At 47.2% G+C, this 20,618-nt stretch carries 34 protein-coding genes; 33 read left to right on the top strand and 1 reads right to left on the bottom strand.

The genetic code is table 11. The features are described 5' to 3' along the window. Positions 1-177: 177 nt before the first annotated feature. A complete protein-coding gene (locus EKM83_RS01550; protein ID WP_125574891.1) occupies positions 178-825 on the bottom strand; it encodes a prepilin peptidase in 648 nt (215 codons plus the stop codon). A gap of 282 nt (positions 826-1,107) precedes the next feature. Here EKM83_RS01550 and rpsL point away from each other — a divergent pair, with 282 nt between their 5' ends. The 33 genes from rpsL (at position 1,108) to rplQ (ending at position 20,348) form a co-directional block, all read left to right on the top strand. Further along, complete coding sequence (gene rpsL / locus EKM83_RS01545) at positions 1,108-1,521, top strand: 30S ribosomal protein S12 (RefSeq protein WP_011668504.1); 414 nt, start codon at positions 1,108-1,110, stop codon at positions 1,519-1,521. A gap of 78 nt (positions 1,522-1,599) precedes the next feature. Beyond that, positions 1,600-2,070, top strand: coding sequence for a 30S ribosomal protein S7 (rpsG, locus tag EKM83_RS01540; protein ID WP_020090150.1), 471 nt, complete (start codon positions 1,600-1,602; stop codon positions 2,068-2,070). A 188-nt stretch (positions 2,071-2,258) separates the two neighbouring features. Beyond that, on the top strand, positions 2,259-4,358 hold the full coding sequence (gene fusA / locus EKM83_RS01535; RefSeq protein ID WP_125574890.1) for an elongation factor G: 2,100 nt from the start codon (positions 2,259-2,261) through the stop codon (positions 4,356-4,358). Between the two features lie 301 nt (positions 4,359-4,659). Beyond that, positions 4,660-6,006 (top strand): MATE family efflux transporter, encoded by a 1,347-nt coding sequence (locus tag EKM83_RS01530; RefSeq protein WP_125574889.1) that lies wholly within the window; start codon positions 4,660-4,662, stop codon positions 6,004-6,006. Positions 6,007-6,265: 259 nt separating this feature from the next. Next, a complete protein-coding gene (gene rpsJ, locus EKM83_RS01525; RefSeq protein ID WP_125574888.1) occupies positions 6,266-6,574 on the top strand; it encodes a 30S ribosomal protein S10 in 309 nt (102 codons plus the stop codon). A 41-nt stretch (positions 6,575-6,615) separates the two neighbouring features. Then, a complete protein-coding gene (gene rplC / locus EKM83_RS01520; protein ID WP_125574887.1) occupies positions 6,616-7,266 on the top strand; it encodes a 50S ribosomal protein L3 in 651 nt (216 codons plus the stop codon). Between the two features lie 21 nt (positions 7,267-7,287). Further along, positions 7,288-7,911, top strand: a complete 624-nt coding sequence (gene rplD, locus EKM83_RS01515) for a 50S ribosomal protein L4 (RefSeq protein WP_125574886.1) — start codon at positions 7,288-7,290, stop codon at positions 7,909-7,911. Next, positions 7,911-8,198: a 50S ribosomal protein L23 gene (gene rplW / locus EKM83_RS01510; RefSeq protein WP_125574885.1), complete on the top strand. Its 288-nt coding sequence runs from the start codon at positions 7,911-7,913 to the stop codon at positions 8,196-8,198. Before rplD ends, rplW begins: the two co-directional genes overlap by 1 nt. 26 nt (positions 8,199-8,224) lie before the next feature. Beyond that, positions 8,225-9,073: a 50S ribosomal protein L2 gene (rplB, locus tag EKM83_RS01505; RefSeq protein ID WP_125574884.1), complete on the top strand. Its 849-nt coding sequence runs from the start codon at positions 8,225-8,227 to the stop codon at positions 9,071-9,073. Between the two features lie 79 nt (positions 9,074-9,152). After that, positions 9,153-9,428, top strand: coding sequence for a 30S ribosomal protein S19 (gene rpsS, locus EKM83_RS01500; protein ID WP_048735499.1), 276 nt, complete (start codon positions 9,153-9,155; stop codon positions 9,426-9,428). A gap of 16 nt (positions 9,429-9,444) precedes the next feature. Then, a complete protein-coding gene (gene rplV / locus EKM83_RS01495) occupies positions 9,445-9,801 on the top strand; it encodes a 50S ribosomal protein L22 (RefSeq protein WP_048735501.1) in 357 nt (118 codons plus the stop codon). 3 nt (positions 9,802-9,804) lie between these two features. After that, entirely contained in the window at positions 9,805-10,464 is a 660-nt protein-coding gene (gene rpsC / locus EKM83_RS01490) for a 30S ribosomal protein S3 (RefSeq protein WP_125574883.1), read from the top strand. Between the two features lie 2 nt (positions 10,465-10,466). Beyond that, positions 10,467-10,901: a 50S ribosomal protein L16 gene (gene rplP / locus EKM83_RS01485; protein ID WP_125574882.1), complete on the top strand. Its 435-nt coding sequence runs from the start codon at positions 10,467-10,469 to the stop codon at positions 10,899-10,901. Then, complete coding sequence (rpmC, locus tag EKM83_RS01480) at positions 10,891-11,085, top strand: 50S ribosomal protein L29 (protein ID WP_024746875.1); 195 nt, start codon at positions 10,891-10,893, stop codon at positions 11,083-11,085. The genes rplP and rpmC overlap by 11 nt, the downstream gene beginning before the upstream one ends. Positions 11,086-11,113: 28 nt before the next feature. Then, complete coding sequence (rpsQ, locus tag EKM83_RS01475) at positions 11,114-11,380, top strand: 30S ribosomal protein S17 (RefSeq protein ID WP_048735510.1); 267 nt, start codon at positions 11,114-11,116, stop codon at positions 11,378-11,380. Positions 11,381-11,430: 50 nt separating this feature from the next. After that, on the top strand, positions 11,431-11,799 hold the full coding sequence (gene rplN / locus EKM83_RS01470; protein ID WP_125574881.1) for a 50S ribosomal protein L14: 369 nt from the start codon (positions 11,431-11,433) through the stop codon (positions 11,797-11,799). Between the two features lie 34 nt (positions 11,800-11,833). After that, positions 11,834-12,145, top strand: coding sequence for a 50S ribosomal protein L24 (gene rplX, locus EKM83_RS01465; protein WP_125574880.1), 312 nt, complete (start codon positions 11,834-11,836; stop codon positions 12,143-12,145). A gap of 25 nt (positions 12,146-12,170) precedes the next feature. Then, positions 12,171-12,713: a 50S ribosomal protein L5 gene (rplE, locus tag EKM83_RS01460; RefSeq protein ID WP_125574879.1), complete on the top strand. Its 543-nt coding sequence runs from the start codon at positions 12,171-12,173 to the stop codon at positions 12,711-12,713. 20 nt (positions 12,714-12,733) lie between these two features. Further along, on the top strand, positions 12,734-12,919 hold the full coding sequence (locus EKM83_RS01455; protein ID WP_082153261.1) for a type Z 30S ribosomal protein S14: 186 nt from the start codon (positions 12,734-12,736) through the stop codon (positions 12,917-12,919). Between the two features lie 33 nt (positions 12,920-12,952). Further along, positions 12,953-13,351 carry a 30S ribosomal protein S8 gene (gene rpsH, locus EKM83_RS01450; RefSeq protein WP_048735521.1) on the top strand — a complete coding sequence of 133 codons (399 nt, stop codon included), beginning with the start codon at positions 12,953-12,955 and terminating at the stop codon, positions 13,349-13,351. 30 nt (positions 13,352-13,381) lie between these two features. After that, positions 13,382-13,918 (top strand): 50S ribosomal protein L6, encoded by a 537-nt coding sequence (gene rplF / locus EKM83_RS01445; RefSeq protein ID WP_125574878.1) that lies wholly within the window; start codon positions 13,382-13,384, stop codon positions 13,916-13,918. A gap of 37 nt (positions 13,919-13,955) precedes the next feature. Further along, positions 13,956-14,321, top strand: a complete 366-nt coding sequence (rplR, locus tag EKM83_RS01440) for a 50S ribosomal protein L18 (protein WP_308707493.1) — start codon at positions 13,956-13,958, stop codon at positions 14,319-14,321. A gap of 22 nt (positions 14,322-14,343) precedes the next feature. Then, positions 14,344-14,847: a 30S ribosomal protein S5 gene (gene rpsE, locus EKM83_RS01435; RefSeq protein WP_125574876.1), complete on the top strand. Its 504-nt coding sequence runs from the start codon at positions 14,344-14,346 to the stop codon at positions 14,845-14,847. Positions 14,848-14,861: 14 nt separating this feature from the next. Next, positions 14,862-15,044 (top strand): 50S ribosomal protein L30, encoded by a 183-nt coding sequence (rpmD, locus tag EKM83_RS01430; protein WP_125574875.1) that lies wholly within the window; start codon positions 14,862-14,864, stop codon positions 15,042-15,044. Between the two features lie 35 nt (positions 15,045-15,079). Beyond that, positions 15,080-15,514 (top strand): 50S ribosomal protein L15, encoded by a 435-nt coding sequence (rplO, locus tag EKM83_RS01425; protein WP_125574874.1) that lies wholly within the window; start codon positions 15,080-15,082, stop codon positions 15,512-15,514. Further along, positions 15,514-16,824 (top strand): preprotein translocase subunit SecY, encoded by a 1,311-nt coding sequence (secY, locus tag EKM83_RS01420; RefSeq protein ID WP_125574873.1) that lies wholly within the window; start codon positions 15,514-15,516, stop codon positions 16,822-16,824. Before rplO ends, secY begins: the two co-directional genes overlap by 1 nt. Before the next feature lie 90 nt (positions 16,825-16,914). Continuing rightward, positions 16,915-17,565 carry an adenylate kinase gene (locus EKM83_RS01415; protein ID WP_308707515.1) on the top strand — a complete coding sequence of 217 codons (651 nt, stop codon included), beginning with the start codon at positions 16,915-16,917 and terminating at the stop codon, positions 17,563-17,565. Positions 17,566-17,730: 165 nt separating this feature from the next. Further along, positions 17,731-17,949 carry a translation initiation factor IF-1 gene (gene infA, locus EKM83_RS01410; RefSeq protein WP_011668477.1) on the top strand — a complete coding sequence of 73 codons (219 nt, stop codon included), beginning with the start codon at positions 17,731-17,733 and terminating at the stop codon, positions 17,947-17,949. Between the two features lie 29 nt (positions 17,950-17,978). Then, entirely contained in the window at positions 17,979-18,098 is a 120-nt protein-coding gene (rpmJ, locus tag EKM83_RS01405) for a 50S ribosomal protein L36 (RefSeq protein WP_011668476.1), read from the top strand. A gap of 25 nt (positions 18,099-18,123) precedes the next feature. Beyond that, positions 18,124-18,489: a 30S ribosomal protein S13 gene (rpsM, locus tag EKM83_RS01400; protein ID WP_125574871.1), complete on the top strand. Its 366-nt coding sequence runs from the start codon at positions 18,124-18,126 to the stop codon at positions 18,487-18,489. A 17-nt stretch (positions 18,490-18,506) separates the two neighbouring features. Further along, positions 18,507-18,896 (top strand): 30S ribosomal protein S11, encoded by a 390-nt coding sequence (gene rpsK / locus EKM83_RS01395; RefSeq protein WP_125574870.1) that lies wholly within the window; start codon positions 18,507-18,509, stop codon positions 18,894-18,896. Positions 18,897-18,983: 87 nt separating this feature from the next. After that, a complete protein-coding gene (locus tag EKM83_RS01390; RefSeq protein ID WP_125574869.1) occupies positions 18,984-19,934 on the top strand; it encodes a DNA-directed RNA polymerase subunit alpha in 951 nt (316 codons plus the stop codon). A gap of 30 nt (positions 19,935-19,964) precedes the next feature. After that, a complete protein-coding gene (gene rplQ / locus EKM83_RS01385; protein ID WP_020090123.1) occupies positions 19,965-20,348 on the top strand; it encodes a 50S ribosomal protein L17 in 384 nt (127 codons plus the stop codon). Positions 20,349-20,618 lie beyond the last annotated feature (270 nt).

The following is a 20,618-nucleotide window of genomic DNA, read 5'->3' as shown; positions in this document are numbered from 1 at the left end:
CGCGACTGATGGCGTAAGGATTGGCAATCAGCCTTTGACTAACCAATGGTGCTGATAATCACCAACCCGCTGGAATCTCTGGTTGACGCAGGCTCTGGGTTTCACTAATTTTAGTGGACAGAATATTGCCGTTCCGGGAATTACCACATAAAGGCTACTTCAGTTCTGAGTTTAAGCCTATTTGCGTATCAGCCACCAGGCCACGGCACTACTCACCAAGTAAGGTAAAAATGCTAGTCGTTTATAGTTGCGTGCCCGACATAAGGCTGCTAGGCTAGCGACCAGTAGCCATTGAGCGGTGGCGGTGACGCCCCAGTAGAGGGTGTAGGCGAGAATCAGTTCCAGATCCCCGTCGCCAATCAAGGGATTAGGCCAACGTTGCCAGAGCAATTGAACTCCCAGTAAGAGGCAGGTCGCCAGGATGATGGTGGGCCAAGGCAGCGACCACACCGTTAGTGGCCAGGCCAGCCAGACTACCCAACCGGGAAAGTTTTGTGTCCGCGCGTCACACAGCGCCGCGAATCCCCAAAGTCCCAGCCACAGTAATGGGCGGACGGTCGTGGACGTGAGCATGGTCAGCAAGCCCCCCGCACCAATCTCAAGGTATAGTGTCGTCGGCGGAATTCGCTGCTGACAATAGTGGCAGCGGCCACGCAACAGCAGGTAGCTGATCACCGGCACCATTTGCCAGTAAGCCAAGGGTGTTTGACAGGTGTCGCAGTGTGATGCTGGGTAGATGGGCGATGCGCCAGTTGCGTAACGGTCGGCCATAGCGGTTAACCACGACCCCAGGCAAGCACCGTAAATGAATAGGATAATCGTCATGAAAATTTCACCTCTATCCATCAACTCCGTAAAAAAGGGCGAAATGTTTCTGCAAAATTGCGGAGAGGCTGGTTGACAGGGGCTTTTTGGCATGGTATTCTATTCAAGGTGCTTTTCGCAGACAGGTCTCGGGTATTTACTACCAGACATGCTGACTGACGGCGGGGAGGACACTTCAATTAAATCGCCATTTGGGTCGTCTTTTTTCTTTACAGGAAAATGAACCACCTGGATGTGTGGACTTATAACTCTAGAAAGTATACGGAAAGGAGGACTATTTAGATGCCTACTATCAACCAATTGGTGCGTAAAGGTCGTAAATCTAAAAGTTCTAAATCAGATGCCCCAGCTTTAAACTACGGGTATAACAGTTTCAAAAAAGCTCAAGTTAAGAATCCAGCTCCACAAAAGCGTGGGGTTGCAACGCGTGTCGGTACCATGACACCAAAGAAGCCTAACTCTGCTTTACGTAAATATGCACGTGTGCGGTTGTCAAACTTAATTGAAGTGACTGCTTACATTCCTGGTATTGGCCACAACCTGCAAGAACATAGTGTTGTGCTGATCCGGGGCGGCCGGGTTAAGGATTTACCTGGGGTTCGTTACCACATTATCCGTGGTGCTCTCGATACTGCCGGTGTTACTGACCGTCGTCAAGGTCGTTCCAAGTACGGGACTAAGAAGCCTAAGGGCTAGACCGAGACTCAAAATTAAGGTCGGGTGCACGGTTGCCGTCAACCGACCTGTAACAGCATTTCAAGGAGGATATTAACAATGCCTAGAAAAGGAAACGTACAAAAGCGTGAAGTCCTTCCTGATCCAATTTACAATTCAAAGTTGGTCACTCGTCTGATCAACCACACGATGATGGATGGGAAACGTGGAACTTCAACTAAGATCATTTATGGTGCCTTCGACATCATTAAGAACGAAACTGGTAACGATCCAGTGGAAGTCTTCGAAGAAGCAATGAAGAATGTTATGCCAGTCTTGGAAGTTAAGGCTCGGCGTGTTGGTGGGTCAAACTACCAAGTTCCTATCGAAGTTCGGCCAGATCGTCGGACCACTTTAGGTCTTCGTTGGATGGTTCAGTACTCACGTTTACGTGGCGAACACACCATGGTTGAACGGCTTGCTCGTGAAATCATGGACGCTGCTAACAACACCGGTGCTGCCGTTAAGAAGCGTGAAGATACGCACCGGATGGCAGATGCCAACCGTGCCTTCGCTCACTACCGCTGGTAAGAGCAGCTATCGCACTGCCATGCCTACAGTGTGATAAAATGTTAGAGCAGAGTGTTTTTTAACATTTTTGACTCTAGCTTAGAGGAGCAATCCTTTAATCGAGAGTGGCTACTAAAATCAATTGCGATGTTTAGTAGTCACTTTTTGGCACAATCTACGATCAAATTGAGAGGAGTTACACATTAATCATGGCTAATACTCGTGAATTTCCGCTTGAGAAGACGCGTAACATCGGTATCATGGCCCACATCGATGCCGGGAAGACGACGACTACTGAGCGTATCCTGTATTATACTGGTAAAATCCATAAGATTGGTGAAACCCATGATGGGGCTTCACAAATGGACTGGATGGAACAAGAACAAGAACGGGGAATTACGATCACTTCTGCCGCTACGACTGCGGAATGGAAGGGTCACCGGATTAACATCATCGATACCCCAGGACACGTTGACTTCACTGTTGAAGTTGAACGTTCCCTGCGTGTCTTGGATGGTGCCGTAGCCGTCTTAGACGGTCAAGCCGGTGTTGAACCTCAAACCGAAACTGTTTGGCGTCAAGCCTCAGATTTCGATGTTCCACGTATCGTGTTCGTTAACAAGATGGATAAGCTGGGTGCCGATTTCGACTTCTCAGTTAACTCCATCCACGAACGCTTACAAGCCAACGCCTTAGCCTTACAAATGGCTATCGGTGCCGAAGACAACTTCCAAGGTGTCGTTGACTTGATCGAAATGAAGGCCTACGTTTACGATAAAGATGAATTAGGTTCTTCATGGGATACGGTTGATATTCCTGCAGATATGAAGGAAGAAGCCGAAAAGCGTCATGAAGAAATGATCGAAAGCGTCGCTGACGTTGACGATGAAATCATGGAAAAGTACCTTGAAGGTGAAGAAATCACCAAGGACGAATTAAAGGCCGCTATCCGTCGGGCAACCTTGAAGCTGGAATTATTCCCAGTCTTCGCTGGTTCTGCCTTCAAGGATAAGGGTGTTCAGATGTTGATGGACGCCGTTGTGGACTACTTACCATCTCCATTGGATGTTAAGCCTTACAACGCAACTGTTCCGGACACTGACGAAGCCGTTGAATTACGTGCCGATGACGATGCGCCATTTGCTGCCTTAGCATTTAAGGTTGCCACTGACCCATTCGTTGGTCGTCTGACTTACATCCGGGTTTACTCCGGTACTCTGGAAGCTGGTTCTTACGTGCTGAACTCCACGAAGGGCAAGCGTGAACGGGTTGGTCGTTTGCTGCAAATGCACTCTAACCACCGTCAAGAAATTCCAGAAGTCTTCTCCGGTGATATCGCTGGGGCCATTGGTTTGAAGAACACCACTACTGGTGACTCTCTGACCGACCCAGATCACCCATTACATTTGGAATCTATGGACTTCCCAGATCCAGTTATCCAGGTTGCCGTAGAACCAAAGACGAAGGCTGACCAAGATAAGATGAACACCGCCTTACAAAAGCTTTCTGAAGAAGACCCAACTTTCAAGGCTGAAACTAACCCTGAAACTGGTGAAACGCTGATCGCTGGGATGGGTGAACTTCACTTGGATATCATCATCGACCGGATGAAGCGTGAATTCAAGGTTGAAGCTAACATTGGTGCCCCTCAAGTTGCCTACCGTGAAGCCTTCACGAAGTCAACTAAGGTCCAAGGTAAGTTCGTTCGTCAATCTGGTGGTAAAGGTCAATATGGTGACGTTTGGATCGAATTTACCCCTAACGAACGTGGTAAGGGTTACGAATTCGAAGACGCTATCGTTGGTGGGGTTGTTCCTCGTGAATTTATCCCTTCAGTTGACCAAGGTCTGCAAGAAGCCATGGCAAACGGTGTCTTAGCCGGTTACCCATTGGTTGATGTTAAGGCCAAGTTATACGATGGTAGTTACCATGAAGTCGATTCTAGTGAAGCAGCCTTCAAGGTTGCCGCTTCCTTGGCTTTACGGAACGCTGTTAAGTCTGCTGGCCCTGTTATTCTTGAACCAATCATGAAGGTTGATATTTTGGTTCCTGAAGAATACATGGGTGATATCATGGGCCAAGTTACCGCTCGTCGTGGTAAGGTTGATGGTATGGAAGCACGTGGTAACGCACAAATGATTCACTCATTCGTTCCGTTATCCGAAATGTTCGGTTACGCGACGACGTTACGTTCTGCATCACAAGGTCGTGGGACATTTACCATGACGTTTGATCACTACGAACCAACGCCTAAGAGTGTTCAAGCTGACATTATCAAGAAGAACGGCGGCACTCCAGTCGAAGACTAGTCTGTCTGTTGTTTAAAAAGAAACGTCTAACTTTCGGGTTAGGCGTTTTTATTTTGTCTTGAAAGGTTGGATGGCACTAGTAGTCGGCGGCGAGAAGGGGACCGAACTGAAGTGGATGCCTACAAGGTATGTGGCTGTCGTGAGTGATCGTTGGCATTCAGCGCTGGTTAAGCTAGTGATTACTGAAGGTTATCACGGTAGGCGGCCAGCTCAAGCAACGTAGTCCAGACCACCTAGCATCACCCACAGAAATTGCGGTATAATAACCACGCATGTGCCAAAAGGAATTGGAGAGTGAGTTATGGAAGAGTTGTTTGAACACGCCCCGATTCCGCGGGCGTATTTTAAGCTGGCCTTGCCGGTGGTCTTAGCCATGGTAGCCAGCATGATTTACAATTTAGCGGATACGTTTTTCGTGTCCCAGACCCAAAATACCAATTTGGTCGCCGGGGTGGCGTTGTGTACGCCGCTGTTTTCACTGCTGATTGCGATTGGTGATATCTTTGGGTTGGGTGGGAGTTCGCTGATTTCTCGGTTGTTGGGAGAAAAAGCCTACACCACAGGGCGTCGTGTCAGCAGTTTTTGCTTGTATGGTGCCGTGATCATTGGTTTGGTCACGACTGTGGTTTTGCTGGTCTTCATGCGGCCGTTCCTGTACCTGTTGGGGGCGACCCCGGCGACGTACCCGTATGCCAGTGCCTTTTACCGCATCATGGCCATTGGGGCGATGCCCATCATCGTTTCAATCGTGCCAGGTAATCTGATTCGGACAGAAGGATTTGCGGCGCAGTCCATGGCTGGCACGATGATTGGGACAGTCATTACGATTGTTTTGGATCCCATCTTGATCTTTTCTGCAGGCATGGGTGCAGCCGGGGCGGCATTAGCGACGGTGATTGGTTATACCATCTCGGCAATCACGCTGGTGTATTTGACGAAACGTTACTGTCAGGTCATTTCAGTTGATGCCCGGTTGAGCAAGATTAGTTGGGCCTGGGTCCTGCAGGTGTTGGCCATTGGGATTCCAGGGTCCATCACCAACCTGATGCAGGCGTTTGGCACCACGGTCTTAAACCGTTACCTAATCGCTTTTGGGCCAACCAAGGTGGCGGCGATGGGCATCGTGTTGAAGGTCTACATGATCATCATGCTGGTCATGGTCGGCTTTGCCTTTGGGGCTCAACCACTGATTGGTTACACCTATGGGGCGAAGAACATGGCGCGGTTTAAAAAGATCCTGCACTTTGATCTGCTGGTCGAAGTGGGCTACGCACTGATTCTAGCAGTCATTCTGATGGTCTTAGCACCACAGATCATTGGCTTATTCCTCCATAGTAAGGCAGTCATTACTGCCGGGACCTACATGCTACAGGTCTTCCTGGTGACGACACCGTTCGTGGGAGCAGTTCTGGTTTACACGACCGTCTTCCAGAGTACCGGCAAGGCGATTGGCGCCTTTATCATGTCCATTGCTCGGCAGGGGGTCGTCTTCTACCTGGCCATCGTACTGGGTGCACGGCTAATCGGTTACCACGGAATCATTTGGGCACAACCCGTCGCGGATATCCTGACTTGTTTGATTGGGTGGGGGTTAGCCAGAGGACTACTTAACAGTAGAAAATCGGTTAGTCATTCGCAACCCGATTAAAATTGATTGACGTCAAGTAGCGGGATTTTTTCACAAAAAGTTTGAGAAATTCAGCGAAAACCCTTGCCAGTCGGCAGTTTATTTAGTATGATAGTCAAGTGCTGTATTTCCCAGGGTGTTTTTGTGCCCCAGGGGGTCGGACAAAAGTTTAGCGATGATGTGGGATATTGCGACACACCCGGCCGCTTTGCCATGAGGGTGTGGCGGGAATTTCCACGGAGTTAGTCTTATTTTTAAAATAGACGAAGGAGGGAACACAATGGCAAAACAAAAAATTCGGATTCGGTTGAAGGCTTACGAACATCGTATCCTCGATCAATCAGCGGACAAGATTGTTGAAACTGCAAAGAGAACTGGTGCCGGTATTTCAGGTCCAATCCCATTGCCAACTGAACGGACAATCTACACCGTATTACGTTCACCACATAAGTTTAAGGACTCACGTGAACAATTCGAAATGCGGACGCACAAGCGTTTGATTGATATCGTTAACCCAACGCCAAAGACGGTCGACTCATTAATTAAGCTTGACCTGCCTAGCGGTGTTGACATCGAAATCAAGTTATAATTTTCAAGAATATTAAATACAATATAATCGGAGGTGTACTCATGACCACTAAAGGAATCTTAGGGAAAAAGGTCGGGATGACGCAAGTCTTCACTGATGCTGGCGAATTAATCCCCGTTACTGTTGTCGAAGCAACGCCAAACGTTGTGTTACAAGTTAAGACGATGGAAAACGACGGTTACGATGCCATTCAACTTGGTTACCAAGACAAGCGTGAAGTACTCAGCAACAAGCCCGAACAAGGTCATGTAGCAAAAGCAAACACGACTCCTAAGCGCTTCATTCGTGAATTCAGAGATGTTGAGCTGGGAGATTACAAGGTAGCAGACGAAGTTAAAGTTGATACCTTCCAAGCAGGAGACATCGTGGATGTCACTGGTGTCACTAAAGGTCATGGATACCAAGGTAACATTCATAAGGACGGCCAAAGCCGTGGCCCTATGGCCCATGGTTCTCGTTACCACCGTCGTCCAGGTTCTCTGGGTGCCATCATTAACCGGGTATTCCCTGGCATGAAGCTCCCAGGTCGGATGGGTAACAAGCAAGTTACTATCCAAAACCTTGTGATCGTTAAGGCTGACGTTGATAACAACGTTCTGTTGATCAAGGGCAATGTGCCTGGTGCCAACAAGTCACTCGTTACTGTTAAGAGTGCTGTTCGCCCACCACGCCCAAAGCATTCTGAAAAATAAATAGGAAGGGAGGATAATTAAATGACAAGCGTAGCATTATACAAACAAGATGGTAGCCAAAACGGCAACGTTGATTTGAACGCTGATATCTTCGGCATCGAACCTAACGAAAGCGTCGTATTCGATACGATTTTGATGCAACGAGCTTCATTACGCCAAGGAACTCACGCCGTTAAAAACCGGAGTGCCGTTCGTGGTGGTGGTAAGAAGCCATGGCGTCAAAAGGGTACTGGTCGTGCCCGTCAAGGTTCCATCCGTTCCCCACAATGGGTCGGTGGTGGTGTGGTCTTTGGCCCTACCCCTCGTTCTTACAGTTACCGCCTTCCTAAGAAGGTTGGCCGTTTAGCATTGAAGTCAGTTCTTTCACAAAAGGTTCTTGACGAAAGCTTAGTCGTCCTTGACGGTTTAGCATTCGACGCACCTAAGACGAAAGAATTCGCTGCTGTGTTGGCTGGTTTGAATGTCACGACTAAGACGTTGGTTGTCCTTGAAGACGACAACGTAACTGCTGCTTTAGCAGCCCGTAACTTAGCAAATGTTAAGGTTATTCCAGCCAAGAGCTTGAATGTCTTAGACATTGCCAACGCGGACAAGTTAGTGATTACCCAACCAGCTCTTTCTCAAGTAGAGGAGGTGCTCGCATAATGGAATCACGTGACATTATCTTACGCCCAGTTGTTACCGAAGCTACGATGGCAACTATGGACGACAAGCGTTACACCTTTGACGTTGACGTACGAGCAACCAAGACTCAAGTCAAGCATGCCGTAGAAGACATCTTCGACGTTAAGGTTGTTAAGGTTAACATCATGAATTTAAAGGGTAAGAAGAAGCGTCAAGGACGTTACGAAGGCTACACTAAGAAGCGTCGTAAGGCCATTGTCAGCTTATCTGCCGACTCAAAAGAAATCAAGTTATTCAACGAAGAATAAAATCTCAGATATAGGAGGGAAATAACGTGGCGATTAAGAAATACAAACCAACAAGCAATGGTCGTCGTAACATGACGAGCTTGGTTTACAAAGACGTCATCACTAAGACGACTCCTGAAAAGTCATTGCTTGATTCACAAAGTCACTCTGCCGGCCGGAACAACGCTGGTAAGATGACTGTCCGTCATCGTGGCGGTGGTAACAAGCGTCAATACCGGATCATCGATTTCAAGCGGATCAAAGATGATGTTCCAGCAACCGTTAAGGCTATCGAATACGATCCTAACCGGACTGCTAACATTGCATTATTAGTTTACGCTGATGGTGTAAAGTCATACATCTTGGCTCCTAAGGGCTTAAAGGTTGGCGACAAGGTTCAATCTGGTCCAGATGCTGATATCAAGACTGGTAACACGTTACCATTGAAGAACATCCCATTTGGGACGGTTATTCACAACATCGAATTGAAGCCTGGTAAGGGTGGCCAATTAGTACGTTCTGCTGGTACTTCAGCACAATTGTTAGGTAAAGCTAACGACGAAAAGTACGTATTAGTTCGTTTATCTTCCGGTGAAGTTCGGATGGTCTTGAACGTTAACCGTGCAACTATCGGTGCCGTTGGTAACGAAGAACACGAATTGATCAACGTTGGTAAAGCCGGCCGTAACCGTTGGGCTGGTCAACGTCCTCACGTTCGTGGTTCAGTTATGAACCCTAACGATCACCCACATGGTGGTGGTGAAGGTAAAGCACCTGTTGGTTTACCATCTCCTCTTTCTCCATGGGGTAAGAAGACTGTTGGTAAGAAGACGCGTTCGAAGAAGAACAAGACTGAGAAGTTCATTGTTCGTCATCGTAAAGGTTCTAAGATGTAATATTCCGGTTATCCGGAAGTCAAGAGACCTGGTGATCATCGTGTTCCACGATGCGCCACAAGTAGAGGAGGTTTCATAAATGGGTCGTAGTTTGAAAAAAGGACCTTTCGCCGATGCGCATTTACTGAAAAAGGTTGATGCACAAAAGGATCAAGACAAAAAGGCTGTCATCAAGACCTGGTCCCGCCGGTCTACTATTTTCCCTAGCTTTGTAGGTTTAACTATCGCTGTATATGATGGACGGAAGCACGTACCAGTTTACGTTCAAGAAGATATGGTAGGCCACAAGCTTGGCGAATTCGTACCAACCCGGACATTCCGTGGTCATGGTGGCGACGACAAGAAAACTCGTTGATAAGGAGGATTAACTAATGGCTGAACAAGTTACATCAGCGCAAGCGACTGCTAAGACGGTTCGGATTGCTGCTCGCAAAGTCCGCCTTGTCATCGATCTTATCCGCGGCAAGAGCGTCGCTGAAGCAATCGCAATCTTAAAGTTCACACCGCGTGGCGCATCACCGGTTGTGGCAAAGGTTTTAAACTCTGCAATTGCTAACGCAGAAAACAATTTTGACTTAGATCGTCAAGATCTAGTTGTTAGCGAAGCCTATGTGAACGAAGGACCAACCCTCAAGCGGTTCCGTCCTCGTGCCAAAGGCTCTGCTTCACCAATCAACAAACGTACGAGTCACATTACGGTTGTTGTATCTGAAAAAGAGGAGGGATAACGCGTGGGTCAAAAAGTAAATCCAACTGGATTACGGGTCGGTATCATTCGCGATTGGGAAGCAAAGTGGTATGCTGAAAAGGATTTCGCTGCTTACCTGAAGGAAGACCTTCAAATCCGTAAATTTATCGAAAAGCGTCTTGTAGATGCTTCTGTTTCAACTGTTGAGATTGAACGGGCTGCAAACCGCGTCAACATCTCAATCCACACTGCCAAGCCAGGGATGGTTATTGGTAAGGGTGGTTCCGAAGTCGAAAATCTCCGTAAGGAATTAAACGACTTAACTGGCAAACGTGTCCACATCAACATCGTGGAAATCAAGAAGCCAGACTTAGATGCTAAATTAGTCGGTGAAAACATTGCTCGTCAATTGGAAGGCCGTGTTGCTTTCCGTCGCGCTATGCGTGGGACGATGCAACGGACGATGCGTTCTGGCGCCAAGGGTGTTAAGACGCAAGTTTCTGGCCGGTTAAACGGTGCTGATATGTCTCGTGTTGAAAGCTATGCTGAAGGCACGGTTCCTCTGCACACGTTACGTGCTGACATCGATTACGCTTGGGTTGAAGCGCACACCACTTATGGTTCTCTGGGTGTTAAGACCTGGATCTACCGTGGTGAAATTCTTCCCGAAAAGAAACAAACTAACGGACAAGGAGGGAAATAAGCATGCTGGTACCTAAGCGAGTAAAGTTCCGTCGTGTCCACCGTGGTAAGCTACGTGGCGAAGCCAAGGGTGGCAAGAGCGTTGCTTTCGGTGACTACGGTTTACAATCGTTAGATTCCAAGTGGATCTCCAACCGTCAAATCGAAGCAGCCCGTGTGGCAATCACACGTTACATGAAGCGTGGTGGGAAAGTTTGGATTAAGATTTTCCCTCACAAATCCTACACCAGTAAAGGTGTTGGGGTCCGGATGGGTAATGGTAAAGGTACGCCTGATGGCTGGGTAGCCCCAGTTAAGCGCGGTAAGGTTTTGTTTGAAGTGGGTGGCGTTTCTGAAGAAACCGCTCGTGAAGCCTTACGTTTAGCTGCCATGAAGCTTCCCGTTCGTACGAAGGTTTTATCCCGAGAGGAAGTAGGTGGCGAATCAAATGAAAACTAAAGACATCAACGAATTAACCACTGCTGAAATGCTCGATAAAGAAAAGAGCTACAAGGACGAATTATTTAACCTGCGTTTCCAATTAGCTACTGGTCAATTGGAAAACACCGCACGGTTGAAGCAAGTTCGTAAGAACATTGCGCGGATTAAAACCGCTCTTCGCCAACAAGAACTGAACAAGTAGAATACGATAAGAAGGAGGTCACTAATACATGAGTGATGCACGTAATAACCGCAAGGTTTACCGTGGTCGTGTCGTTTCCGACAAAATGGAAAAGACGATCACTGTCGTTGTAGAAACGACGAAGACGGATGCAAGATATGGCAAGCGTGTCAAGTACTCCAAGAAGTACAAGGCACATGACGAAAACAACGAAGCCCACACTGGCGACATTGTTGAAATCATGGAAACTCGTCCTCTGTCTGCTACCAAGCGGTTCCGCTTAGTCGACATTGTTGAAAAAGCAGTAATCATTTAGGTGTCGTTTTTATCGTATTCTGAATTAGAACTGAAGGGAGGACACTAGCTGTGATCCAACAAGAAAGTCGCTTAAAGGTTGCCGACAACTCTGGCGCCCGTGAAATTCTGACTATCAAAGTTCTGGGTGGCTCCAAGCGTCGCTACGCCGGAATTGGTGATATCATTGTCGCTACTATCAAACAAGCAACACCAGGTGGCGTTGTCAAAAAAGGTGACGTTGTGAAGGCCGTTGTTGTTCGTACGAAGTCCCGTGTACGTCGTAACGATGGTTCATACATCAGCTTTGATGAAAATGCTGCAGTGCTGATCAAAGACGATAAGAGCCCACAAGGGACTCGGATCTTCGGACCAGTTGCCCGTGAATTACGTGACAACGATTTTATGAAGATTATCTCATTAGCACCCGAAGTACTGTAATCAAGAAACGTTTAACAAGGAGGTGCCCACAGGAATGCTTATTAAAACTGGTGACAAGGTCCGCGTGATCGCCGGCAAAGACAAAGGAAAAGAAGGAACTGTTTCCAAAGTCATGAATGCCAAGAATCGTGTGATCGTTAAAGGTGTCAATATGATTAAGAAGCACCAAAAAGCTTCTCAAGCCAACCCACAAGGTGGCATTATCGATATTGAAGCACCAATTCACGCATCCAACGTTATGCTCATCGATCCTTCGAACAACGAACCGACCCGGCTTGGCGTTCGAGTAGAAGATGGTCACAAAGTCCGTTTCGCTAAGAAGTCCGGCGAAACCATCGACAAATAATCTTTGAAAGGAGGAACATAATTTCATGTCAGCTCGTTTAAAAGAAAAGTACGTTAATGAAATTACACCATCATTGGTGGAAAAGTTCAGCTACAGTTCTGTTATGCAAACGCCGAAGATCGAAAAGATCGTTTTGAACATGGGTGTTGGTGATGCTGTTTCCAACGCTAAGAACCTGGACGAAGCCGTTGAAGAATTGGGCTTGATTTCTGGTCAAAAGCCATTGGTTACTAAGGCCAAGAAGTCAATCGCCACCTTCCGTCTTCGTGAAGGCATGTCAATCGGTGCTAAGGTTACCCTGCGTGGGGACCGGATGTACGAATTCCTGGACAAGTTAATCAACGTGTCATTGCCACGTGTTCGTGACTTCCGTGGTGTTAGCAAGCGTGCCTTTGATGGCCGCGGTAACTACACCTTGGGTGTTAAGGAACAATTGATTTTCCCAGAAATTAACTTTGATAACGTTAACCGTGTTCGTGGTTTGGACATCGTTATCGTTACGACGGCTAACACTGATGAAGAGTCACGCGAATTGCTGACTCAATTCGGTATGCCGTTTGCACACTAATTTAAGGAGGTTCACACAAATTGGCTAAGAAATCTCAAATTGCTAAGAACAAGCGTCCTGCGAAGTTCTCTACTCAGAATTATACTCGTTGCGAACGTTGTGGACGTCCACACTCTGTTTATCAAAAGTTCCATCTTTGCCGTATCTGCATGCGCGAATTAGCCCACAAGGGTCAAATTCCTGGCATGAAGAAGGCTAGCTGGTAAAACGAATTTTAAACAAAGGGAGGGTAAACGTTAATGTCCATGACTGATCCTATTGCAGACTTCTTGACGCGGATCCGTAACGCCAACATGGTGCGTCACGAATCACTCGAAGTACCTGCATCAACAATTAAACGTGACATCGCTGAAATCCTGAAGCGCGAAGGGTTCATCCGTAACGTCGAATACATCGATGATGACAAGCAAGGCATCATCCGCGTATTCCTGAAGTACGGTAAGGATAACCAACGTGTCATCAGTGGTTTAAAGCGTATTTCAAAGCCCGGCTTGCGTTCATACGTTAAGGCCGACGCTGTACCAAAGGTATTAAACGGTTTGGGTATCGCTATTATCTCCACCTCTGAAGGTGTAATTACTGATAAAGAAGCGCGCGCCAAGAAAATCGGTGGCGAAGTTCTCGCCTACGTTTGGTAAAACTTTTAAGAAGATAGGAGGTGCCTTACAGTGAGTCGTATTGGTTATAAAACTGTCAACGTCCCAGCCGGCGTTGAAGTTAAACGCGATGGTGATCAAGTGACCGTCAAGGGTCCTAAGGGTTCTTTAACCCGGACTTTCTCAAACATCATTTCTATGAAGATTAGTGATGGTGCGGTTGACTTCGATCGTCCAGATGATAACAACAAGACGCGGGCCCTTCATGGGACTCAGCGGGCTAACTTAAACAACATGGTTGAAGGTGTTGTAAGTGGCTTTGCTAAGACCTTGAAGCTCGTCGGTGTTGGTTACCGTGTTCAAGCTAAGGGCAAGACCTTGGTATTGAGTGTGGGTTACTCCAACCCAGTTGAAATGGCTATTCCTGAAACCTTAGATGTTAAGGTTCCAGATAACACCACTATCAACATTTCCGGTATTAGTAAGCAAGAAGTCGGTGACTTCGCTGCTGAAGTTCGTGCCGTTCGTTCACCAGAACCTTACAAGGGTAAGGGTATCCGTTACGAAAACGAATATGTTCGTATCCGTGAAGGTAAAACTGGTAAGTAACATTAAAGCAGCTTAAAGCTGATAATTCTACAAAGAGGTGACTATTTTGATTTCAAAACCAGATAAGAACAAGACACGTCAAAAGCGTCATATGCGTGTCCGGAACAAAATTTCTGGGACTGCAGAACGCCCACGCTTAAACGTTTTCCGCTCTAACAAAAACATCTACGCTCAAGTCATTGATGACGTAGCGGGTGTCACGCTTGTTAGTGCCTCAACGTTAGATAGCGATGTCAATGGTGACAACAAGACCGACCAAGCTAAGGCTGTTGGTGAATTAGTTGCTAAGCGCGCTGTCGAAAAGAAGATTAGTGATGTTGTGTTTGATCGTGGCGGGTACTTGTACCATGGCCGTGTCCAAGCATTGGCAGAAGCTGCTCGCGAAAACGGGCTGAAATTTTAACAGTAAGGAGGAATAACCACACATGGCAAAATTTATTGATCCTGACAAGTTAGAACTTGAAGACAACGTTGTTGCTATCAACCGTATCACTAAGGTTGTTAAAGGTGGCCGTCGTCTGCGGTTTGCTGCGCTTGTTATCGTCGGCGATAAGAACGGTCACGTTGGCTTTGGTACTGGTAAAGCTCAAGAAGTTCCAGAAGCTATCCGTAAAGCCGTTGAAGCCGCTCGTAAGAACCTGATCGAAGTACCTATCGTGGGAACGACCATTCCTCACGAAGTTCTCGGTTCATTTGGTGGGGGCAAGATCATGCTCAAGCCTGCTGCTGAAGGTTCTGGGGTTACTGCCGGTGGCTCAGTTCGTTCCGTCATGGAATTAGCTGGTGTTGCTGACGTTACTTCCAAGCGTTTGGGTTCTAACACGCCAGTCAACGCTGTCCGGGCCACTTTTGATGGCTTGGCTCAGTTGAAGCGTGCTGAAGAAGTTGCCGCTCTCCGTGGTGTCTCTCTTCAACACTTAGCTGAATAAGGAGGGGTATTAAAATGGCTCAATTAAAAGTTACTTTAATTCATAGTGTTGCTCACCGCCTCCCTAAACAGCGGAAGATTGTGGAAGCTATGGGCTTACACCGAGTAAACAGCACCGTTATCCAACCAGATAACGACGCAACTCGTGGTGCGCTTTTCCAAATCGCACATTTGATTAAGGTTGAAGAAGTTAAGTAATTCTCATATCATTAAATAAGGAGGTGCGCAATAGCATGAAGTTGAATGAATTAAAACCTGCTGAAGGCTCACGGAAGGTTCGTAACCGGGTTGGCCGTGGTGATTCATCTGGTAATGGTAAGACCGCTGGCCGTGGCCAAAAAGGTCAAAAGGCTCGTAGCAAGACTCGTTTGGGTTTTGAAGGTGGCCAAATGCCATTGTACCGTCGTATTCCAAAGCGTGGGTTTACCAACATTAACCGTAAGGAATTTGCTGTCGTAAACTTAGCTGCTTTGAACGTCTTTGATGATGGTGCTGAAGTAACTCCAGCTGCCCTGGTTGAAGCCGGTATCGTTAAAAACGAAAAGGCCGGTGTTAAGATCTTGGGTAACGGTGAGTTAACGAAGAAGTTGACGGTGAAAGCCGCTAAGTTCTCCAAGTCAGCCGCCCAAGCTATCGAGGCTGCTGGTGGTAAAACTGAGGTGATTTAATGCTATCAAGCTTGAAAAACGCCTTTAAGATTAAAGACATTCGTAAAAAAATTCTCTTTACTCTATTGGTTTTGATTGTCTTTCGGTTGGGTACTTATATTACCGTCCCCGGCATTAACGCAAAGGCACTTCAAAGCGTTGCGTCTTCTGGATTGGTTAGTATTTTAGATACCTTCAGTGGTGGTGGGTTGACCAACTATTCCATCTTCGCGATGGGGGTTTCACCTTACATCACTGCACAAATCGTTATTCAATTGCTACAAATGGACATCGTTCCACGCTTCGTTGAATGGAGTAAGCAAGGGGATACTGGTCGGCGGAAGTTGAACCAGGCCACGCGTTACTTAGCGATTGCTTTGGCATTCGTTCAGTCTATCGGGATTACGGCTGGTTTCAGTGCCTTAAGTTCACTGAAATTGGTCCAAAATCCAAGTGTTACCACGTACCTCTCAATCGGGTTGATCCTGACTGGGGGAACGATGTTGACGACTTGGATGGGTGATATGATCACCGATCGTGGGTTGGGTAACGGGATTTCAATGATTATCTTTGCGGGGATCATTGCCCGGACACCAACTTCTGTTTACAAGTTGTACCAAACTTACTTCGTTGACGCTACGGCGGGCACCATGTGGAAGAGTGTCGTTTTCGTTCTTGCTTTAATCGTGTTGGTATTGATCATTGTGACCTTTACCACCTGGGTTCAGCAAGCGGAACGCCGTGTACCTATGCAGTACACGCGGCGGGTATCTGGTTCGCCAGATAGCAGCTACCTTCCATTAAAGGTTAACGTTGCTGGGGTTATCCCAGTTATCTTCGCTAGTTCGTTTATTGCGACCCCTCAGACTATTCTGATGGCGTTCCAAAACACGCACTCCCAAGATGCTTGGTACCAGACGTTAACAGATGTCTTCAACATGCAAACGGTCGATGGGGCCATTTTGTACACTGTTCTGATCATTGTGTTCACGTTCTTCTATGCGTTCGTGCAAGTCAACCCAGAAAAGTTAGCTGAGAACCTGCAAAAGCAGGGGAGCTACATTCCTGGTGTTTGGCCGGGTCACGAAACACAATCATATGTTTCCAACTTATTGATGCGGCTCAGCACTGTTGGGTCACTCTTCCTTGGATTCATTTCCTTGATTCCGTTATTAGCCCAAAACCTTTGGGACTTAGATGAGTCAATTGGTTTAGGTGGGACCAGCCTCTTAATCGTCGTTGGTGTTGCTATCGAAACCATGCGGCAAGTTGACGGATTGATGATGAAGCGCGAATACGTTGGCTTTATCCAAGATCCAGAACCAGCTTAATGAGTTTCCAGCGGGTGTGTTGATCTATTTAGCACACCTGCTTGTGTTTTTCGGGCAAATTTTCGAATAAGGAGAACGAACATGACAGCAATGAATTTGATTCTCATGGGTTTACCAGGCGCCGGTAAAGGGACGCAAGCCGAAAAGATTATCAAGGAGTTCCACTTACCGCATATTTCTACGGGAGACATCTTCCGGGAAGCGATGAAGAACGAAACTGAAATGGGTTTGGCTGCGAAGAAATTTATCGACAAAGGTGAATTGGTACCGGACGAAGTCACTAACGGCATCGTGCGTGACCGGTTAGCCCAAGATGATACCAAAGACGGGTTCATGTTGGATGGGTTCCCCCGTTCCTTAGTTCAAGCCGAAGCGTTAGACACCTTTGGCCCTGAACTGGACCGGACCATCAACGCCGTGATCAACATTCACGTCGAACCAGATGTTTTGGTAGAACGCCTTTCTGGTCGTTACATCTGCCGGACTTGTGGGGCTACTTACCACAAGCTCTACAAGCAACCTAAAGTTGCCGGCACTTGTGATGTCTGTGGTGGGCATGACTTCTATCAACGTGAAGACGACAAGCCAGAAACGGTGAAGAACCGGTTAGCGGTCAATCTGAAAATGAACACGCCGCTGGTTGATTACTACACCAAGAAGGGCTTATTGTTCACTGTTGATGGTGACCGTGACATCGATGATGTTTATGTCGACATCGAAAAAATCCTGAAGAACCTGTAACAGGTCGCTAAGTTCTTGCGTCTTCGTAAGAATTATGGTAAGCTTATTCAGGTTTAGCCTGTAAATGGCGCGCTGTCGCAATTCACAGGTGCTAGGCGGGGGCAAGGTCCTTGTCCCTACCGCTTTTACGTGTATTTTACACGCAATTAAAAGGGAGGTACTTTCGTGGCGAAAAGCGATGTCATCGAAGTCGAAGGTAAAGTTACCGAAACATTACCTAACGCAATGTTTCGGGTCGAATTAGAAAACGGTCATGAGATTCTCGCTCACGTTTCCGGTAAGATTCGGATGCACTACATCCGGATTCTGCCTGGTGACCGAGTAACTGTTGAAATGTCACCGTATGACTTGTCTAAAGGCCGGATTACTTATCGGTTTAAGTAACCGCCTGGACAGATGTAGGAGGGATATTCATGAAAGTAAGACCATCAGTTAAGCCAATGTGCGAACACTGCAAGGTTATCAAGCGTAAGGGTCGAGTAATGGTTATTTGCTCAGCCAACCCTAAGCACAAACAACGCCAGGGTAAGTAATTCAATTTATAGGAGGTGCACTTAAATGCCACGTATTGCTGGAGTGGATTTACCACGTGATAAGCGAATCGCTTACGGTTTGACTTACATTTTTGGAATTGGGATCAACACCGCGCACAAGATTGTTGCGGATGCTGGTGTCCCAGAAGACGTTCGGGTTCGTGATTTAACCCCTGAACAAGAAGACAAGGTTCGTGTCGAAGTTGACAAGTACAAGGTCGAAGGTGACTTACGTCGTGAAGTTAGCCTGAACATCAAGAACTTGCAAGAAATCGGCTCATACCGCGGTATGCGTCACCGTCGTGGACTGCCTGTTCGCGGCCAACACACCAAAAACAATGCCCGCACTCGGAAGGGTAAAGCCGTTTCGATCGCCGGGAAGAAGAAGTAAGGGAGGTTTATCACTTTATGGCTACTAGAAAAACTAGTCGCAAGCGTCGGGTCAAAAAGAATATTGAATCCGGTGTTGCACACATCCATGCTACGTTTAACAACACTTTGGTCATGATCACTGACGTTCAAGGGAACGCTATTGCTTGGTCATCTGCCGGTGCTTTAGGTTTCAAGGGTAGTCGGAAGTCAACGCCATTTGCTGCACAAATGGCCGCTGAAGCCGCTGCCAAGGCATCACAAGAACACGGTGTTAAGTCCGTTGAAGTTGCTGTTAAGGGTCCTGGTTCAGGACGTGAAGCTGCTATTCGGGCAATCCAAGCTGCTGGGATCGAAGTCACGGCTATCCGCGATGTTACCCCAGTTCCTCATAATGGTACTCGTCCTCCAAAGCGCCGTCGGGTCTAACGTGAGCGTTTCATTAATGAGGGCAACCTTCATGATGGGATTGACTTATAGGAGCTCAACGCGGTTTGAAAGGGGTAAACGATAAGAATGATTGAATTTGAAAAGCCTAACATTCATAAAATTGATGAGAGTAGCAACTACGGTAAGTTTGTTGTTGAACCGTTGGAACGTGGATACGGGACAACCTTAGGCAACTCCTTACGGCGGATCTTGCTTTCATCATTACCTGGTGCAGCTGTTACCAGCATTCAAATCGACGGGGTTCTGCATGAGTTTTCGACTGTCGAAGGTGTCGTAGAAGACGTCACGCAAATCATCTTAAATGTTAAGAAGATTGCGCTGAAGTTGAACGGTGCTGACGATCAGGAAGAAACGATGGAGATCAACGTTAAGGGACCCGCTCAGATCACCGCTGGTGATATTGTGGCAGGTGCTGACGTTGACGTTTTGAACCCAGATCTGTACATTGCTACAGTTGCTGATGGGGCAACGTTCCACATGCGAATGACTGCGGACAAGGGCCGAGGCTACGTTTCTGCTGACGAGAACAAAGCTCGTAATACAGAAATGCCAATTGGTGTTTTAGCCGTAGATTCCATTTACACCCCAATCGAACGGGTTAACTACCAAGTAGAGAATGCACGGGTTGGCCAACGGGCTGACTACGATAAATTGACCCTGGATGTTTGGACAAACGGTTCAATTAATCCAAGCGAAGCCATTGCATTGGCTGCAAAGATCTTGACCGAACATCTGGCTATGTTTGTCGACCTGACCGACGAAGCTAAGAATGCGGAAATCATGGTTGAAAAAGAAGAAACGCACAAGGAAAAGATGCTTGAGATGACCATCGAAGAGCTCGACTTGTCCGTTCGTTCTTACAACTGCTTGAAGCGTGCTGGAATCAACACGGTTCAGGAATTGAACAACAAGACCGAAGCAGACATGATGAAGGTTCGTAACTTGGGTCGCAAGTCCCTTGAAGAAGTTAAGGCTAAGTTAGCTGACTTAGGTTTGTCACTTCGGAAGGAAGACTAATTTTAGACACTCAAAGGAGGGTTTCTGGTTATGAGTTACCGTAAATTACAACGGACTAGTTCTCAACGTCGTGCCTTGTTACGCGATTTGACCACTAGTTTAATCTTGAACGGCCGCATCGAAACGACTGAAGCACGCGCTAAGGAAGTTCGCAAGACGGCTGACCAAATGATTACCTTGGGTAAGCAAGGCGACTTACACGCCCGGCGTCAAGCTGCTGCTTTCATCCGTAACGTGGTTGCAGATGTTAAAGAAGACGGCGATGATGTTGTCGTGACTAGCGCATTGCAAAAGGTATTTAGCGAATTAGCACCGAAGTACGCTGATCGTAACGGTGGTTACACGCGTATCTTGAAGACGATGCCTCGTCGCGGTGATGGTGCCGCTATGGCCATCTTGGAATTCGTTGACTAATTTTTAGTTAAGCGATTCGGGAGTGTCCGCGTCCTTAAACGGGGAACAATAGTTACAAATTAATCACTAGAACCATGTGGTATAGAGCGCTACGATGATGGAGGAAATTCTTTCCGAGTCTAGCTTGAATGGGGGCTAACGCCTCAGCGCCGCTGGTTTGTTAGTGATTTTTTTTGTACACTTTTTTCGCTTTGACTAGGCGTCACGGACGAGTCGTCAGGATTTTGCGGCGCGGCTGAAAGAATCTGGCGGAACACTTCGGAAATTCAC

It is taken from the genome of Levilactobacillus angrenensis, from assembly GCF_003946085.1.
Classification (GTDB): Bacteria; Bacillota; Bacilli; order Lactobacillales; family Lactobacillaceae; genus Levilactobacillus; species Levilactobacillus angrenensis.
The sequence above is the reverse complement of the archived record's forward strand: the minus strand, read 5'-3'. Positions and strand labels throughout refer to the sequence as shown.

Bases quoted from the DNA above. Each gene is read 5' to 3' on its own strand.
- EKM83_RS01550 (WP_125574891.1), bottom strand. From the start codon at position 825: ATGACGATTATCCTATTCATTTACGGTGCTTGCCTGGGGTCGTGGTTA.
- rpsL (WP_011668504.1), top strand. From the start codon at position 1,108: ATGCCTACTATCAACCAATTGGTGCGTAAAGGTCGTAAATCTAAAAGT.
- rpsG (WP_020090150.1), top strand. From the start codon at position 1,600: ATGCCTAGAAAAGGAAACGTACAAAAGCGTGAAGTCCTTCCTGATCCA.
- fusA (WP_125574890.1), top strand. From the start codon at position 2,259: ATGGCTAATACTCGTGAATTTCCGCTTGAGAAGACGCGTAACATCGGT.
- EKM83_RS01530 (WP_125574889.1), top strand. From the start codon at position 4,660: ATGGAAGAGTTGTTTGAACACGCCCCGATTCCGCGGGCGTATTTTAAG.
- rpsJ (WP_125574888.1), top strand. From the start codon at position 6,266: ATGGCAAAACAAAAAATTCGGATTCGGTTGAAGGCTTACGAACATCGT.
- rplC (WP_125574887.1), top strand. From the start codon at position 6,616: ATGACCACTAAAGGAATCTTAGGGAAAAAGGTCGGGATGACGCAAGTC.
- rplD (WP_125574886.1), top strand. From the start codon at position 7,288: ATGACAAGCGTAGCATTATACAAACAAGATGGTAGCCAAAACGGCAAC.
- rplW (WP_125574885.1), top strand. From the start codon at position 7,911: ATGGAATCACGTGACATTATCTTACGCCCAGTTGTTACCGAAGCTACG.
- rpsS (WP_048735499.1), top strand. From the start codon at position 9,153: ATGGGTCGTAGTTTGAAAAAAGGACCTTTCGCCGATGCGCATTTACTG.
- rplV (WP_048735501.1), top strand. From the start codon at position 9,445: ATGGCTGAACAAGTTACATCAGCGCAAGCGACTGCTAAGACGGTTCGG.
- rplP (WP_125574882.1), top strand. From the start codon at position 10,467: ATGCTGGTACCTAAGCGAGTAAAGTTCCGTCGTGTCCACCGTGGTAAG.
- rpmC (WP_024746875.1), top strand. From the start codon at position 10,891: ATGAAAACTAAAGACATCAACGAATTAACCACTGCTGAAATGCTCGAT.
- rpsQ (WP_048735510.1), top strand. From the start codon at position 11,114: ATGAGTGATGCACGTAATAACCGCAAGGTTTACCGTGGTCGTGTCGTT.
- rplX (WP_125574880.1), top strand. From the start codon at position 11,834: ATGCTTATTAAAACTGGTGACAAGGTCCGCGTGATCGCCGGCAAAGAC.
- rplE (WP_125574879.1), top strand. From the start codon at position 12,171: ATGTCAGCTCGTTTAAAAGAAAAGTACGTTAATGAAATTACACCATCA.
- rpsH (WP_048735521.1), top strand. From the start codon at position 12,953: ATGTCCATGACTGATCCTATTGCAGACTTCTTGACGCGGATCCGTAAC.
- rpsE (WP_125574876.1), top strand. From the start codon at position 14,344: ATGGCAAAATTTATTGATCCTGACAAGTTAGAACTTGAAGACAACGTT.
- rpmD (WP_125574875.1), top strand. From the start codon at position 14,862: ATGGCTCAATTAAAAGTTACTTTAATTCATAGTGTTGCTCACCGCCTC.
- rplO (WP_125574874.1), top strand. From the start codon at position 15,080: ATGAAGTTGAATGAATTAAAACCTGCTGAAGGCTCACGGAAGGTTCGT.
- secY (WP_125574873.1), top strand. From the start codon at position 15,514: ATGCTATCAAGCTTGAAAAACGCCTTTAAGATTAAAGACATTCGTAAA.
- EKM83_RS01415 (WP_308707515.1), top strand. From the start codon at position 16,915: ATGAATTTGATTCTCATGGGTTTACCAGGCGCCGGTAAAGGGACGCAA.
- rpmJ (WP_011668476.1), top strand. From the start codon at position 17,979: ATGAAAGTAAGACCATCAGTTAAGCCAATGTGCGAACACTGCAAGGTT.
- rpsM (WP_125574871.1), top strand. From the start codon at position 18,124: ATGCCACGTATTGCTGGAGTGGATTTACCACGTGATAAGCGAATCGCT.
- rpsK (WP_125574870.1), top strand. From the start codon at position 18,507: ATGGCTACTAGAAAAACTAGTCGCAAGCGTCGGGTCAAAAAGAATATT.
- EKM83_RS01390 (WP_125574869.1), top strand. From the start codon at position 18,984: ATGATTGAATTTGAAAAGCCTAACATTCATAAAATTGATGAGAGTAGC.
- rplQ (WP_020090123.1), top strand. From the start codon at position 19,965: ATGAGTTACCGTAAATTACAACGGACTAGTTCTCAACGTCGTGCCTTG.